General features: G+C 64.7%; 10 protein-coding genes. 6 read left to right on the top strand and 4 right to left on the bottom strand.

The window, feature by feature from the left end; genetic code table 11:
- Window positions 1–2 precede the first annotated feature (2 nt).
- Window positions 3–578 (bottom strand): TMEM175 family protein, encoded by a 576-nt coding sequence (locus tag FJ986_RS18420; RefSeq protein ID WP_140675377.1) that lies wholly within the window; start codon window positions 576–578, stop codon window positions 3–5.
- Window positions 579–815: 237 nt separating this feature from the next.
- Here FJ986_RS18420 and FJ986_RS18415 point away from each other — a divergent pair, with 237 nt between their 5' ends.
- Both FJ986_RS18415 and FJ986_RS18410 read left to right on the top strand, forming a co-directional pair.
- On the top strand, window positions 816–1,220 hold the full coding sequence (locus FJ986_RS18415; protein WP_140495260.1) for an SH3 domain-containing protein: 405 nt from the start codon (window positions 816–818) through the stop codon (window positions 1,218–1,220).
- Between the two features lie 197 nt (window positions 1,221–1,417).
- Entirely contained in the window at window positions 1,418–2,626 is a 1,209-nt protein-coding gene (locus FJ986_RS18410; RefSeq protein WP_140675374.1) for an MFS transporter, read from the top strand.
- Between the two features lie 12 nt (window positions 2,627–2,638).
- Here FJ986_RS18410 and FJ986_RS18405 read toward each other — a convergent pair whose 3' ends face one another.
- A complete protein-coding gene (locus FJ986_RS18405) occupies window positions 2,639–4,111 on the bottom strand; it encodes an MATE family efflux transporter (RefSeq protein ID WP_140495264.1) in 1,473 nt (490 codons plus the stop codon).
- Window positions 4,112–4,279: 168 nt separating this feature from the next.
- Window positions 4,280–5,770, bottom strand: coding sequence for an esterase-like activity of phytase family protein (locus FJ986_RS18400; RefSeq protein WP_140516565.1), 1,491 nt, complete (start codon window positions 5,768–5,770; stop codon window positions 4,280–4,282).
- A gap of 309 nt (window positions 5,771–6,079) precedes the next feature.
- Between FJ986_RS18400 and FJ986_RS18395 the strand changes: the two genes are divergently transcribed.
- From FJ986_RS18395 to FJ986_RS18385, 3 genes are all read left to right on the top strand, one after another.
- Entirely contained in the window at window positions 6,080–8,491 is a 2,412-nt protein-coding gene (locus FJ986_RS18395; protein ID WP_140664712.1) for an FAD-dependent oxidoreductase, read from the top strand.
- 12 nt (window positions 8,492–8,503) lie between these two features.
- Entirely contained in the window at window positions 8,504–10,057 is a 1,554-nt protein-coding gene (locus tag FJ986_RS18390; RefSeq protein ID WP_140664709.1) for a trimethylamine methyltransferase family protein, read from the top strand.
- 123 nt (window positions 10,058–10,180) lie between these two features.
- Window positions 10,181–10,495 (top strand): hypothetical protein, encoded by a 315-nt coding sequence (locus FJ986_RS18385; RefSeq protein ID WP_140567336.1) that lies wholly within the window; start codon window positions 10,181–10,183, stop codon window positions 10,493–10,495.
- A gap of 186 nt (window positions 10,496–10,681) precedes the next feature.
- Here FJ986_RS18385 and FJ986_RS18380 read toward each other — a convergent pair whose 3' ends face one another.
- Entirely contained in the window at window positions 10,682–13,378 is a 2,697-nt protein-coding gene (locus FJ986_RS18380) for a UvrD-helicase domain-containing protein (RefSeq protein ID WP_140675371.1), read from the bottom strand.
- A 182-nt stretch (window positions 13,379–13,560) separates the two neighbouring features.
- Between FJ986_RS18380 and FJ986_RS18375 the strand changes: the two genes are divergently transcribed.
- Window positions 13,561–15,876, top strand: a complete 2,316-nt coding sequence (locus FJ986_RS18375) for a glucose/quinate/shikimate family membrane-bound PQQ-dependent dehydrogenase (RefSeq protein WP_140664703.1) — start codon at window positions 13,561–13,563, stop codon at window positions 15,874–15,876.
- The last annotated feature ends 19 nt before the right edge of the window (window positions 15,877–15,895 follow it).

The following is a 15,895-nucleotide window of genomic DNA, read 5'->3' as shown; positions in this document are numbered from 1 at the left end:
CCCTATTTTTCGATCACGCGTGCGAAACGCCGGTCCGGCACAAGCCAGACCAGGGCAACCAGTACATAGATCGCGACGCCGATCCACTGGCTAATGAAGGTCAGCGGGATGGCGCAGAGATAGGCGACAAGCGAGATCTTGCCCTTGCGGTCGTTGCCGATCGCTTTGGCAAAGGCCGTATCGTTGCCGTGCAATCGGTGAAGCGTCACGACGAGAATGAAGTAGGCGATGGCGCACAGCGCAAGATCGGCGCCGTAGACGGCGACCGGCACCGGCGCGAAATGGTTTTCGCCCATGAAGGCCGTCGTCACCGGCATCAGCGACAGCCAGAACAGGAGATTGAGGTTCGCCCACAACACGCGGCCGTCGACCCGCTGCACGGTGTGGAACATATTGTGCAAATTGTTCCAGTAAAGGCCGACGTTGATGAAGGACAGCACGTAGCTGAAGAAGATCGGCCATAGCGGCAGCAAGGCCGAGAGATCCTCGCCATGCGGCACCTTCAGTTCAAGCACCATGATGGTGATGATGATGGCCACGACGCCGTCGGTGAATGCCTCGACCCTGCCTTTGCCCATGATTTGCGCCCTATGTCCGGTGTCGATCGTTGAAGATGGTAAATCGTTAGCTGATGTTGTCAGGCCGATAAACGCCATCCGGGGAATTTCTCAACTATATCAGGGGAAACTCTCCCGCCAGGCCGGCTCGCGGCAATGGTTTGCTGTGGCAAATTGTTGACTTTTCTTGCCACAGTCCTCCATCGAAGACAGGCTCGGCTGAACCACATACGGCCGAGCGATCGAATGGAGTGACGGATGAGATTTCGATTTCTGCTCTGCCTCGCGACCATTCTGGCCGCCATCCTCGGCACGTCGGCCGCCGCGTTCGCCTACAGCGCCCACACCACCACCAACCTCAACGTGCGCTCCGGGCCCGGGTCGGGATATGCCAAGGTGGGGACGCTGCCAGCCGGCTACAGGGTGAACGTCACCGGCTGCCAACCGGGTTGGTGCAGAATCCATGGCGGCGGCTTCAGCGGCTGGGCCAGTTCCGGCTATCTCTCGCGGGCCCATGTCGTTCGCCCGCCGGTGATCATCGTGCGCCCGCCGCATGGTCCGCCGCACTGGCAGCATCGGCCGCACCGTCCTCCGCACCATCGCCCACCGCACAAACCGCGTCCCGGGAAGTGCAAGATCGCACCAGGTTTCTCCTGCAAATAACGGATTGCAGCGGGGTCACACGACAGGATGTCGTGACGGATCGGAACCATCGGCTCCGACACGAGCCTGTTCAGCCAACGGGTTTCCCGGTCCAGACAACGTCCGTCATGCTGTCAGGAGCCCGCCGGCCGGCCGGAACGTCGGGAGTAAGGGCGCGTTAAGGTCGCGATCCCTGAAACTGATGAAGAGGTTTGGCCATGGCCATTCGTGACTTGGCGCATACGCGCAACGAAGCAGGCGGCGAGGCTCTCGCAATCCCGGTGGTCGCCACAATGATCGCCGTTCTGTTTGCCGGCAGCACGGTGCTGACGCCGCTGTACATCATCTACAAGCAGCAATTCGGCTTTTCACAGATCACGCTGACGCTGGTCTACGCGGTCTATGTCGTCGGCAATCTCGGCGCCCTGCTGATGTTGGGCGGCGCGTCGGATGTCGTTGGGCGCCGGCCTGCCGCTCTCGCGGCCATGATCGTCGCCGTCGCCAGCGCGCTTGTCTTTCTGTTCGCCAACAATGTCGTTCTGCTCGATGTGGCGCGCGTCCTGAGCGGGCTTGGCATCGGTGTCGGCGCGGGGACCGGAACGGCATGGATCGCCGAGCTTCTCCCCGGCGCTGACAAGGCGCGCGCCAGCGTCATTGCCACCAGCACCAATTTCCTGGGCCTCGGTTTCGGCGCACTCGTCTCGGGACTGTTGGCGCAGTATGAACCGTGGCCCTTGCGCCTGGTCTTCATCGTTTATCTGGCGGCGCTTGTGATCGTCTCCATCCTGGTCTGGCGTACACGCGAAACGGTGGCGGAGCCTGGCGGCCTCGGGCAGATTTCCATGCGGCCGCACTTTGCCGTGCCGGATGAAATCCGCGCGCGCTTCGTCGCGCCGGCGGTGACCGGTTTCGGCGCCATGGCGCTGGTCGGCTTCTATGCCGCGGTGGCGCCAAGCATCCTGGCGCAGCAACTGCATGAGACGAACCATGCTGTCGCCGGTGCGCTGTTCTTCGAATTGGCGATCGTCACCGCGCTCAGCATCGTAGCGCTGAAGCAAATGCGGAGCGGCAAGGCCATGCTGACCGCGCTGGCGTTGATGATTCCCAGCATCCTCATGGTGGTGGCGGCGCAGATGCTGGCGTCGATGGCGCTGATGATCGCCGCCACCGCCTGCTGCGGCGTGACGGCCGCACTCGGCTATCGTGGTAGCCTGCAGGTGGTGAACGAGATCGCACCGGAGGATCGCCGCGCCGAAGTGGTATCCAGCTTCTTCATTTGCTGCTTTATCGGCAATGCCTTGCCCGTCATCGGTATTGGCATCATCTCGACCTATGCCAGCCCCATCGCGGCCAGCCTGGCGTTCGCCGGCATGATCATCGTGTTTGCGCTGGTCGCGCTGGGCTTTGGGTTGAAAAACAGGCCTTGAGAGCGGCCAGCTTCAGCCGTTCGGCGTCTCTGGGGAAAAATGCGCGCGCTGGCGCGGCACGCCGAGCCCGGTGTCGGGCGGCTCGCCGGCGGCCGGCCGGTTCTCGATCATGTGCAGGGTGCGCCAGCCGCCGAGACGGTAGTAGGCCGCGGCCAGCAGCAGGGAGGTGATCGAGCCGGCCGGGAAACTCCACCACAGCGCTTCCTCGCCGATCACATCCCGCATGAAATAGGCAAAGCCGGTGCGCACGACCAGCACCGAGATCACCAGGATGACCAGCGGCGGCATCACGGCGCCCGTGGCGCGCACGGTGGCGAACAGCACGATGGTGACGCCGAACAGGATGAACGACCAGGACGCGACGTTGTTGATGTGAGCGGCGATGTCTATCGCCGCGCTGTCGCGGCTCAGGAACAGGCTGAGGATCGAGCGATCGAAGACCCATAGAAGTGCCACGAGAGCACCGGTCAGCACCAGGTTGAAGCCGACGCCTGACGCTGCGATGCGGCTGATGCGGTCCCAGCGGCCGGCGCCGACGTTCTGCGCCGCCATCGAGGACACGGCCGCGCCGATGGCGAGCGCGGGCATCTGGATGTAGGTCCATAACTGCGCGGCGATGCCGTAGGCGGCGGCCACCTGCGAACCGTAGGAATTGACGATGCCCATCACCGTCAGGGCCGCGGCCGAAATCACGATCATCTGCAAACCCATCGGAACGCCCTTGAAGACGACGACGCGCAGCAAGGCGGGGTCCGGCCGCAGCAGCGCCAGATTGGCGCCGGCCAGACGCAGCGGATGCTTACGGACATAGAGCACGATCAGGATGGCAATGACGCTCACCGTCTGGCCCACAAGCGTCGAGGTCGCCGAGCCGGCGATGCCGAGCTCTGGAAACGGCCCGATGCCGCGGATGAGCAGTGGGTTCAAGATGATGTCGAGCACGACGGCGAGCGCCATAAAAAAGAACGGCGTGCGCGAATCGCCGGCGCCGCGCAGCACCGTCATGACAAAGGACAGAAGGTTCATCATCGGCACGGCGACGAAGATGATGCGCAAATAGGAGCGCGCCAGCGGCAAGGCGTCGGGCGGTGTGCCGAGCGCGCCCAGAATGGCGTCCACCCAAATCCAGCCGCAGACGGCGAACAGCACCGAGACGAAGAAGAAGAAGGTGGCGCTGGTGCCGACGATGCGGCGCGCCTCGGGCAGGTCGCGGGCGCCGACCGATTGCGCCACCAGTATGGTGGCCGCCATGCCAATGCCGAACACGGTGCCGAGGATGAGGAACAGCACCAGATTGGCATTGGAGGTGGCGGTGAGCGCGGATTCGCCGAGGAAGCGGCCGACCCAGACGGCGTTTACAGAGCCGTTGAGCGATTGCAGCACGTTGGAGCCGAGCACCGGCAGGGCGAACAGCAGGAGCGTGCGCGGAATGGGGCCGCTGGTCAGGTCACCGGTGCGCCGGCGCGCGGGCATCTTTTCATCCATGGCGGGCAATCCGGCAAAGCTGGTTCTTTTGAGTCCGGCACGCAGGATACCGCAGGCCCGACCGGGATGCACCCTTGCGAAAGGAGCGACGGCGGGCAAGGCACGCCGTCGTGCATCCGATCAAGCTTGTCGGGCAGGAGGCGCCAGGCGGCGCCTCCTGCAAGATGCTTACTTCCTGGCGAGGCCGGGAAGCGTGACCTGAAAGACAAGGAACATGGTGTCGACATCGGCGCCGTCCTCGGCCTTGTAGGGCGCGCCGACCTGGAAACCGTCCTGGGCGAGGAAATCGTTGTCGTTGGCGACGAACAGGAAATAGTCGTCGGGCAGCTTCGGATCGAGCACGCTTGCCAGCGACATCGCTTCCCACTTCTCCGAGAGGTTGTCCTTGTCGTTGGGCGCGCCATTGTGCAGGCCGAAGCGGGCAAGCTCGGCCTTGTCGTTGATGTCGATGAACGGCGTCAGCCTTGCCGGCGTCACCGACGGATCGAGCACGCCCTTGGGCGCCACCGGCTTGTCGGCGGCATCGAAGGGACCGCCGGCGATGTCGGTCGCGCCGGAAAGGTCGACAATGTCGATCTTGCGATACAGCGACTCCTCGCCCTTCAGGCCCTGGCCGTTGCCGCTGTCGCGCGCCAGCATCAGGAAAGCGGTATCCGACAGCGCCACGATCTCGCTTTGCGCAGCCACCTTGGTCTTGCCCTTGGCGTCCTTGAACACCGGCAGCGGCACGACATATTCATGTGCCAGCTTGAGATGGGCAAGATCGGAGGCGTCATAGATCAGCGCCCTGGTGTTCTGGCGCGTCGAGGCCGAATCGCCGCCGTCCTGCCGGGTCGCCGACTGCAAGACCGCGATTACGAACTTGCCGTCCGGCGTCATTGCCATGCCTTCGAGGCCCTGATTGTTCTGGCGGCCGGTTTCGGGATCCTTTGGGTCGGGTTCGGCAGCACCTGGGCCCGGATTGTCGGAAGCAAAATTGGCCGTGCCGTGGCGCATCGGCACGAGCGCGGCCGGAGGCTGGGTCGCCGACATCAGACGGCCGTCGGCGGAGAAGCGGTAGATGTCGGGACCGTATTCGTCGGAGACGAGCATGGTGCCGTCGGGCAGCCGCACGATCGCCTCGTTGTCGAGCGCGAGCTTGCCATTGTCGGCCTGCGGCAGGACAGGCATGTCGCCGGCGGCGGGACGCACGCCGTTCAGCGGGTCGAGACCGCTGGCGTCGGCGCCCTTGTCGTCGGTCAGGAGCATGGTGTCGGCGAGCGTCGCCTTGACGCCGGTCTGCTCCTGGCCGGCCGCGGGCGCGGCACCTGGCGCCACCGGGGCGAACTCGATGTTGATCGTGTTGAGGCGCGGCCGGTAGTCGGTGGTACCGACGACGTTATAACCGCGGTCGGGCAGCAGCCACAGCGAGCCTCTGTAGGTGCCGGCATCATGCGTCCAGCCCGCGGTGTCGATCGACATGCCGGAGCCGGAGCCGAAGGTCTCGCCGAACCTGTCGCGCTGGCCGGCCGGGATGCGGCCAACCCCCACCAGCCCCTTGTTGACGAAACTGGCGCCGCCGACGCTGGCCGAGCTGTCGGCGAAGGCGGGCAGCGAAACGGCCGAGGCCGCCAGCGCGGCGACCAGCAGCCGCAACGAGAATGAGCGTAGATGCGTCATGGATATCCCCTTGATGACAAAGCGCCGGGACGGCGGAATTCTGAGGTTGCCTGGCGGCGGCGAGGCTGCCGCCCTGGAGGGCCGCTTGTGCCCTCGGCAAGCGGTCTAAGGCGCGAACATGATGCTTGCATGACAGTTGGTGACGCATTCGCGTCGGCCCGCCGCGACGCTGCTGGGGAAGTGCGGCCGCGCCGGAAAATCGATCGTTCCAACACAGGTTCGACAGCGTCCAGGAGCTGTTCGCAGTACTAGACACTTATGTACAGTACGTATATGGTGCCGGTTTCGGACAGTCCGGGGAGGGAAGCCTTGAAGTCTCACTACCGCGCAGTCGTCATCGGGGGAGGAGTGGTGGGCGCTTCGGTGCTCTATCACCTGGCGCGGTTCGGCTGGTCGGATGTGGCGCTGATCGAGCGCGCCGAACTGACGGCGGGGTCGACTTGGCATGCGGCGGCGGGGTTCCACGCGCTCAATGCCGACCCCAATGTCGCCGCGCTGCAGGATTACACCATCAACCTTTACCGCGAGATCGAGGCCGAATCCGGCCAGGACGTCGGCCTGCACATGACCGGCGGCGTCAACATCGCCAGCGATCCGGCGCGCTGGGAGTGGCTGAAATCGGCCTGGGCGGTATTCCAGTCGGTCGGCATCGAGACCGCCCGGCTGGTGACGCCTGACGAGATCAAGGCGATCTGCCCGATCGTCGACGTCACCGGCGTGCTTGGCGGCCTCTACGATTCCAACGAGGGCCATCTCGACCCTTACGGCACGACGCATGCGTATGTCGGTGCCGCCAAGAAGCGCGGCGCCGACGTGATCCTGCGCAACCGCGTGGTCGAGCTGAAGGCGCGCGCCGACGGCCATTGGGACGTGGTCACAGAGCAACGCACCATCACCGCCGAGCATGTCGTGAATGCCGGCGGGTTGTGGGCCAAGCAACTCGGCCGCATGGCCGGGGTTGAACTGCCGGTGACGCCGATGGAGCACCATTATTTCGTCACCGAGGACATTCCGGAAGTCGCTGCCCTCGACAAGGAGATCGGCCTGGCCGTCGATCTCGACGGCTTTTCCTATCTGCGGCAGGAGCGCAAGGGCGTGCTGCTCGGCGTCTACGAGCAGAACCCGAAGCACTGGAACATGGACGGCGCGCCGTGGGATTACGGCATCGAGCTCATCCCCGAAGACATCGACCGCATCGGCCCGGAACTTGCCAAGGCGCATGAGCGCTTCCCTTGCCTGGCGACGGCAGGCATCCGCAAATGGGTCAACGGCGCCTTCACCTTCACCCCGGACGGCAATCCGATCGTCGGGCCGGTCCGCGGCCTGAAGAATTACTGGGTCGCCTGCGGCGTCATGGCCGGCTTCAGCCAGGGCGGCGGCGTCGGCAAGTCGCTGGCCGAGTGGATGATTTACGGCGAGCCGCAGGCCGACATTTTCGGCATGGACATCGCCCGCTACGGCGCCTTCGCCGCAAACCGGGAATATCTCAGGCAGACGACGCGACAGTTTTATTCTCGTCGTTTCGTCATGACCTTTCCCAACGAACGGCTGCCTGCGGGCCGGCCGCTGAAACGCCCCGGCGCCTATGACGGCATGAGTGCGGCGGGCTGCGAATGGACGGCCTCCTGGGGGCTGGAAATCCCCGCCTATTTCGCGCCGATGGGATTCCGCGAGGAGACGACGCTCAGGCGTTCCAACGCCTTCGACATCGTCGGTGACGAGGCGCTGCAAGTCCGGCGCGCCGCCGGCCTCATCGATATCTCGGCCTATGCGCGCTACGCGACCTCGGGACCGGGCGCGGAGGCCTGGCTCGACAGGCTGCTGGCCTGCAGGCTGCCGAAGGCGGGACAGGCGAGGCTGGCGCCGATGCTCGGGCCGGACGGGCGGCTGAAGGGCGATCTCACCGTCTTCAACTGGGGCAATGGCGACTACTGGCTGATGGGCTCCTACTATCTGCGCGAATTCCACATGCGCTGGTTCGAAGCGCATATGGCTGAAGGCGTTTGCGTCACCGATATTTCAGATGCGATGTCGGGCTTTCTGGTCACCGGCCCCAATGCCAGAAAGATCGTCGAGCGCACGACGCACCAGGACATCTCCGCCAAAGCCTTGCCATTCATCGCATGCGGCGAATTCGACATCGGCATGGTGCGGGCAAGGATGGCTCGCCTCTCCATCGCCGGCGAACTCGGCTTCGAGATCAACTGCCCGGCCGCCATGCATGCCACATTGCGCGAAACGCTGCTTGCCGCCGGCGAGGATCTCGGCCTCGCCGAGATTGGCTATTACGCACTCAACGCGCTTCGGCTGGAAAAGAGCTTCGGCATCTGGTCGCGTGAATTCACGCAAGGCTACACGCCCGGCCAGACAGGGCTCGACCGCTTCATTGCTTTCGACAAGGGCGATTTCATCGGCCGCGAGGCGGCGCTGAAGGAACGCAAGGCCGGTGTTGCACGACGGATCGTGACGCTGGAAGTCGATGCCATCGACGCGGACGCCAGCGGCTTCGAGCCGGTCTGGCACGGCGCTCGGCGCGTCGGCTTCGTCACCTCCGGCGGCTTTGGCTACACGATCGGCAAGAGCGTCGCGCTGGCGTTGGTGGATGACGATTTTGCCGAGGAAGGAACGGCGCTTTGCGTGCACATTGTCGGCACCGAGCGGCCGGCGCGTGTCATTCCGGCTTCGCCCTACGATCCCTTGGGCAAGGCGATGCGGCAATGAGGAGGTTTCCGGATGATCGATGACGCGGCACGCGAAGGCAGGCGCGAGCGCCGGCGAGGACGCATCGGCGAGGCCGGCAGCGAGAGCAGCCGCCGGCCCAATTACCGCTCTCTGAAGAACCCATTCCTGCCGCAGCCAATCTTTTCGGACGACCACGTCGCCTCGATCCACGACACGGCGCTGCGCGTGCTGGAAGAGCTGGGCATCAAGGTTCTGCTGCCGCAGGCGCGCGACCTGCTCGCTCGCGCCGGCGCCCTGATCGACCCCGAAACCGACATGGTGCGGATCGGCCGCGACATGGTGGCGGCCGCACTGGCCTCGGCGCCAAAATCGATCCAGACCCATGCCGGTGACCGCTCCCGCGATCTGACGCTGGAACTCGGGTCGATGACCTTCCTGGCAGGGTGCGGCGCGCCGAACGTCACTGACCTCGAACGCGGCCGCCGACCAGGCACACTGGCGGCCTTCGAGGAGTTCATCAAGCTGGTGCAGCATTTCGACGTGCTGCACATGCTGGGACCTTGCGTCGAGCCGCAGGACATCGACAACCATTTTCGCCACTACGCCGTCAACCGGGCGCAACTGACCCTGTCGGACAAGCTTCCCTTCATCTTCGCGCGCGGCACCCCGCAGGTCGACGATAGTTTCGACATGATCAGGTTGGCGCGCGGGCTGTCCGAGGACGAGTTCCGCTCGGGCGCCCATTGCTACACCGTCATCAACACCAATTCGCCGCGCCAGCTCGACATCCCGATGGCGCAAGGCATCATCGACTTCGCCAGGGCGGGCCAGGTCCTGATCATCACGCCCTTCTGCCTGGCGGGTGCGATGGCCCCGATCACGGTGGCCGGCGCGCTGACGCTGCAGCATGCCGAGGCGCTGGCCGGGTTGACGCTGGCGCAGATCGTGCGGCCGGGCGCTCCTGTCGTCTACGGCTCCTTCTCCTCCAATGTCGACATGAAATCGGGCGCGCCGGCCTTCGGCACGCCGGAGCATATCAAGGCGACGCTCGGAGCCGGCCAACTGGCGCGCTTCACCGGCCTGCCGTGGCGTTCGGGCGGCGGCAGCGCGGCCAACATCTCCGATGCGCAGGCGGCGCATGAGACGCAGTTTGCGCTGTGGGGCTCGGTGCTGGCAGGCGCCACCGTGTGCATCCATGCCGCCGGCTGGCTGGAGGGGGGGCTGAGCGTTTCCTTCGAAAAGCTGGTCACCGACATCGAGGCGTTGCAGACGGTGGCTGAACTGTGCGCCGCCACGCCCGGCGACGACGATGCCATCGGCTTCGAGGCGATCGCCGAAGTGCAGCCCGGCGGCCATTTCTTCTCGGCAGGTCACACCATGGCGCGCTACCGCACCGCTTTCTACGAGCCGCTGGTGGCCGACTGGTCGAATTTCGGCAACTGGACGCAGGCCGGTTCCAAGACCGCAACCGAACGCGCCACCGGTATCTGGAAGCGCATCCTCGCCGATTTCGAGCCGCCGGCGACGGCCATTGCCACGTCGGCTGTGCTCGATGATTTCATCGCGCGTCGCACCGAACAGGGCGGGGCGGCGCCGGTGTCGTGAGATAGCCTGTTCCTCTCATCGTCCTGAATTGTGGGTGCGATCCGGAACCCGCTGCACCTCTCATGCATTCATGGCACGGCCGGTGCCTGCTCGCATTGCGAGCCATTGAGGGAGGACGACCACATGGGTTTCGACCAGTACCACGAACCGCCCGAAGAATTGTCGCAGGAGGTGCGAACCTTCGCCCGCATGATCACCTCGCTGATCGAGGAAGCGGAAGCGATCTCCTGGTATGAACAGCGCATGTCGGTGGAGAAGGACCCGCAGGCCCGCGCCATCATGAAGAACGCGCAAGGCGAGGAGTTCAAGCATTTCGGCATGGACCTCGAATTCCTGCTGCGTCGGAAGCAGGACTGGCGCGCGGAACTGAAGGAAATCCTGTTCACCACCGGCGATATCGTCAAGGCCGGCGAGGCGGGCGAGAAGAAGGTGGATTGAGCGGTCCGGCCCGGGTGGTTACCGAAAGTTCCTTTCACTCCGGACGTCCACGCTATTGGAATTGATTCCAATCAATTTTAGCTGTGAAATCGCAAATATAATTAGCATCAAAATCTACTTCGATTTTCACAAGAAAACCTCAGGATTTTTCGGCCAGCTCCTTACCCGAGCCAGTGTCCATTTTTCTCACACCGCCGCGACAAATCCGTCCAGCACGCGTTTCTGGCCGGCTTTGTCGAAGTCGATGGTCAGCTTGTTGCCCTCGATGGCCGCGATGTTGCCGTTGCCGAATTTCTGGTGGAAGACGCGGTCGCCGACGTTGAACGGAGACGGTGTGTCGGCGACGGATTTGGCGACCAACTCGCCGTCGATGGTGCGGCCCTTGATCGAGGTGCGGCCGGCGCCGTAGCCGCTGTCGGTCTCGCCATAGCCGATGCGCTCGACCTGGTGGCCGGAGCGCGAGCCCCAGTTGCGATCGGTCGCCTCGGTGCGGTTCTGCTGCGCCCGCTGCCAGCCCGGCGTGGCGTAGCTGTTGGAGAAGGCGCCGGATTTTTCGGCGCCGACATTGTCGAAGCGCGAGGCGCCATAGGGGTTCTGTCTTCCTGCCCCCTGGCCGCCTCGGCCGGAAGCGAACGAGCCGCCGCCATAGGAATTGCCGTAGCCGCCATAGGAGTTGCCGCTTTCGGCGACTTCGACATGGGTTTCAGGCAGTTCATCGAGGAAGCGGGAGGGAATCGTCGATTGCCACAGGCCGTGGATGCGGCGGTTGGAGACGAACCAGATGTGCAGGTTCTTCTTGGCACGGGTGACGCCGACATAGGCCAGCCGGCGCTCCTCCTCCAGGCCGGAACGGCCGCCTTCGTCCAGCGCGCGCTGGTGCGGGAACAGGCCTTCCTCCCAGCCCGGGAGAAAAACGGTCTCGAATTCGAGGCCTTTGGCCGAATGCAGCGTCATGATGTTGACGGCGTCGAGTTCGGCGTTCTGCTCGGCATCCATGACCAGAGCGACATGTTCGAGGAAGGAGCGCAGCGATTCATACTCCTCCATGGAGCGGATCAGCTCCTTGAGGTTTTCCAGCCGGCCGGGCGCCTCGACCGAACGGTCGTTCTTCCACATGTCGGTGTAGCCGCTCTCTTCCAGGATGGTCTCGGCCAGTTCGGTATGCGGCGTGGTTTCCAGCGCCTTCTGCCAGCGTTCGAAATTGGCCGCGACCTCGCGCAATGCAGCGCGCGGTTTGGGCTTCAATTCATCGCTCTCGGCGAGCTTGGCGGCGGCTTCCAACATCGGTACGCGCAGCGCGCGGGCCGTGTCGTGGATCTGGCGGATGGTGGTTTCGCCGAGGCCGCGCTTGGGCACATTGACGATGCGCTCGAAGGCGAGATCGTCGGCGCCTTGCGCGACGACGCGGAAGAAGGCAAGCGCGTCGCGGATCTCCATGCGCTCATAGAAGCGCGGGCCGCCAATGACGCGGTAGTTGAGACCGAGCGTGACGAAGCGGTCCTCGAACTCGCGCATCTGGAAGGACGCCCGCACCAGGATCGCCATGTCGTTGAGATTGTGCTTCTGGCGCTGATAAGCCTCGATGGTCTCGCCGACAGCGCGCGCTTCCTCCTCGGAATCCCAGGCGGCGTGGACGTTGACCTTGCCGTCCTCGGGATCGTCGCGATCGGTGAACAGCGTCTTGCCGAAGCGGCCTTCATTGTGGGCGATGAGGTGCGAAGCGGCGCCGAGGATATGCGCGGTGGAACGATAATTGCGCTCCAGCCGGATGATGGTGGCGCCGGGAAAATCCTTGTCGAAGCGCAGGATGTTGTCGACCTCCGCGCCGCGCCAGCCATAGATCGACTGGTCGTCGTCGCCGACGCAGCAGATGTTTACTTTGTTTTCGCTCACGGGCTGTTCCGCGCCTGCCGGCGCGGGCCCGACCCCTCTTTTCTGCGCGCCTTCGGCGTCGCGGGAGGGGCTTCGCAAAGGCTCGGACGCCCGGTCGAGCTTGCGGCCTTCGGCCGAATGCAAATCCGTAGACGTCGCGCTACGCCCGCTATTTGGCCGCTGCGCCAGGAGCCGCAGCCACATGTATTGCGCGGTGTTGGTGTCCTGGTACTCGTCGACGAGAATGTATCTGAACCGCTTATGATACTCCTTCAGCACGTCCGGATTGGCGCGGAAGATGCGGATAGGGTGGCAGAGCAGATCGCCGAAATCGCAGGCGTTCAGCGTCTGCAGGCGCTCCTGATAGGCCTTGTAGAGCTCGCGGCCCTTGCCGTTGGCGAAACTGCGCGCATCGCCCTCGGCGATATCAGCCGGGCCTTGCCCCTTGTTCTTCCAGCCGTCGATCATCTGCGCGAACTGCTTGGCCGGCCAGCGCTTGTCGTCGAGGCCCTCGGCCTGGATCAATTGCTTGATCAGCCGCACGACGTCGTCGGTGTCGAGGATGGTGAAGTCGGATTTCAGCCCGGCAAGCTCGGCGTGCCTGCGCAGGAGCTTGACGCCGATCGAGTGGAAGGTACCGAGCCAGGGCATGCCCTCGACATTGCCTTCGCCGATCAGGATGCCTATGCGCTGCTTCATCTCGCGCGCGGCCTTGTTGGTGAAGGTCACGGCCAGGATCTGCGAGGGAAAGGCTTTTCCGGTCGCCAGGATGTGGGCGATGCGGGTGGTCAAGACGCGCGTCTTGCCGGTGCCGGCGCCGGCCAGCACCAGAACGGGACCTTCGGTGGTTTCCACCGCCAGCCGCTGCTCGGGGTTCAACCCCTTGAGATAGTCGGGCGCGTTGTTGTGGCCGCTGCGGGCAGCCATGGCGCGCGCGGCGATGCCCGACGGGGCGGTGGGCCGCGCATCGGGTTCATCGAAAAAGGGCATGTCTTCGGAAAAGCCGGACATCGCCCCCGAATGTAGTGATTCGGCAGAGAAAGACCAGAACTGTCTACGTTTTGTTCCATCCCTGATTGTTTCCGGCCTGCTTGACAGGCAGGGCGGGTGAGGGAAAGCTGCGCAAAGGGCAGGGAGGGGATCCTGTTGCCCACGGCCGCCTCGAGGCGCGCAACAGTCGAAGGAGTATCATCTTGGCTGTCACCATCACCTCCCTCATTCTCCTCCTCATCGGCCTCGCGCTTGGCGCCGGCGGCATCTGGTTGGCTTCACTGGGAGGTAGCTGGTACTACATCATATCAGGCATCGCCTTCCTCATCGCAGCATGGCTGCTCTACCGGCGCAGATCCACCGCGCTCTGGCTCTACGCCGCGATCGTGCTGGGCACGCTTGCCTGGGCGGTCTGGGAAATCGGCTTCGACTGGTGGGAACTCGGGCCGCGCGGCGGCATCATCGTGCTCGTCGCGTTGTGGCTGCTGACGCCGTGGGCGAGGCGGGGCCTTGTTGGTCCCGATGGCCGCGCGCCGCTCATTCTCGCCATTTTGGCATCGCTGGCGGTCGCCGGCTATTCAATGACGACCGATCCCAAGGATATTGCCGGCAATCTCGACACCGACAAGGTGACCCCGGCGGCCGATCTAGGCGGGGACATACCTGCCGGCGAATGGCACTTCTACGGCCGTACGCCCTATGGCCAGCGCTATTCGCCGCTCGACCAGATCACGCCGGAGAACGTCGCCAACCTGCAGCCGGCCTGGACTTATCGCACCGGCGACGTGAAAGGTCCCGACGATGTCGGCGAGACCACCTATCAGGTGACGCCGCTGAAGATCGCCGATACGCTCTACATCTGCACGCCGCACAATTTCGCCATCGCCATCGACGCCGCCACGGGCAAGGAGAAGTGGCGCTACGATCCCCAGGTCAAGCTCGACAAGGACCGCCAGCACCAGACCTGCCGCGGCGTCTCGTATTACGCCGATGCCAAGATCGGTGCCGGGCAGCCTTGCGCCGCGCGTGTCTACCTGCCGACTTCGGATGCGCGGCTGATCGCACTCGACGCCGCCAACGGCCAGGTCTGTCAGGCGTTTGCCGAAGGCGGTACGCTGAACCTTCTGACCGGCATGCCTTATCCCAAGTCCGGCTATTACTATTCGACATCGGCGCCGCTGATATCAGGCGACAAGATCATCGTCGGCGGCGCGGTCAACGACAATTATTCGACGCAGGAGCCGTCCGGCGTCATCCGCGCCTTCGACGCCTCCACCGGCGCGCTGATCTGGAACTGGGATTCCGGCAATCCCGACCAGACCACGCCGCTGGCGGCGGGCCAGACCTATACCGCCAATTCGCCCAACATGTGGTCGACGCCGAGTGCCGACGAGAAGCTCGGCCTCCTCTACATACCGCTCGGCAACCAGACGCCGGACCAGCTCGGCGCCGGCCGCAGCGCCAATGTCGAGAAATTCTCCTCCTCGATCACCGCGCTCGACCTCAATACGGGGCAATTGAAATGGGTGCGCCAGACCGTGCATCATGACCTGTGGGACATGGACGTGCCGGCGCAGCCGAGCCTTGTCGACATCACCAAGGCCGACGGCACGGTCGTGCCGGCGCTGGTCGGGCCGACCAAGCAGGGCGACCTCTACGTGCTCGACCGGCGCACCGGCGAGCCGGTCATCCCGGTCAAGGAAGTGCCGGCGCCCGGCGGCGCCATCGAAGGCGACCACACATCGCCCACGCAGCCGGTGTCGGACCTTTCCTTCAATCCGCCGCCGCTGACCGATGCCGACATGTGGGGCATCACCATGTTCGACCAGCTGGCGTGCCGGATTGCGTTGCACAGGCTGCGCTATGAGGGCCGCTACACGCCGCCATCGCTGCAGGGCACGCTGGTCTATCCCGGCAATTTCGGCGTCTTCAACTGGGGCGGCGTGGCGGTCGATCCGGTCCGGCAGGTGCTGTTCGGCATGCCGACCTATCTCGCCTTCACCTCCAGGCTTGTGCCCCGCGCGGACGTGCCGCCGCCAGGCGACGCCAAGGGCAGCGAGCAGGGGCTGAACCGAAATGACGGCGCTCCTTATGCGGTGGTGATGGGACCGTTCCTGTCGCCGCTCGGCATTCCGTGCCAGGCGCCGCCATGGGGCTATGTCGCCGGAGCCGACCTCAGGACCGGACAGATCGTTTACAAGCACAGGAACGGCACGGTCTACGACATGACGCCGCTGCCTTTGCCGCTGAAGGTCGGCGTGCCCGGCATTGGCGGGCCGATGATCACCGCCGGCGGGGTGGCTTTCCTCGGCGCCGCGGTCGACGACTACCTGCGCGCCTACGACCTGACCTCAGGCAGGCAGCTCTGGCAGGCGCGCCTGCCAGCCGGCGGGCAATCGACGCCGATGACCTACACGGTGGCTGACGGGCGCCAGTTCGTGGTCATCGTCGCCGGCGGCCATGGCTCGGTCGGCACCAAGCCCGGCGATTATGTAATGGCATACGCACTGCCGAAGTAAGGAACGGGTTCGGTCCCGC

It is taken from the genome of Mesorhizobium sp. B1-1-1 (genome assembly GCF_006442955.1).
Classification (GTDB): Bacteria; Pseudomonadota; Alphaproteobacteria; order Rhizobiales; family Rhizobiaceae; genus Mesorhizobium.
The sequence above is the reverse complement of the archived record's forward strand: the minus strand, read 5'-3'. Positions and strand labels throughout refer to the sequence as shown.

Excerpts from the sequence above, each read along its gene's own strand:
- FJ986_RS18405 (WP_140495264.1), bottom strand. The coding sequence starts at position 4,111 with ATGGATGAAAAGATGCCCGCGCGCCGGCGCACCGGTGACCTGACCAGC.
- FJ986_RS18385 (WP_140567336.1), top strand. The coding sequence starts at position 10,181 with ATGGGTTTCGACCAGTACCACGAACCGCCCGAAGAATTGTCGCAGGAG.
- FJ986_RS18410 (WP_140675374.1), top strand. The coding sequence starts at position 1,418 with ATGGCCATTCGTGACTTGGCGCATACGCGCAACGAAGCAGGCGGCGAG.
- FJ986_RS18400 (WP_140516565.1), bottom strand. The coding sequence starts at position 5,770 with ATGACGCATCTACGCTCATTCTCGTTGCGGCTGCTGGTCGCCGCGCTG.
- FJ986_RS18380 (WP_140675371.1), bottom strand. The coding sequence starts at position 13,378 with ATGTCCGGCTTTTCCGAAGACATGCCCTTTTTCGATGAACCCGATGCG.
- FJ986_RS18390 (WP_140664709.1), top strand. The coding sequence starts at position 8,504 with ATGATCGATGACGCGGCACGCGAAGGCAGGCGCGAGCGCCGGCGAGGA.
- FJ986_RS18415 (WP_140495260.1), top strand. The coding sequence starts at position 816 with ATGAGATTTCGATTTCTGCTCTGCCTCGCGACCATTCTGGCCGCCATC.
- FJ986_RS18420 (WP_140675377.1), bottom strand. The coding sequence starts at position 578 with ATGGGCAAAGGCAGGGTCGAGGCATTCACCGACGGCGTCGTGGCCATC.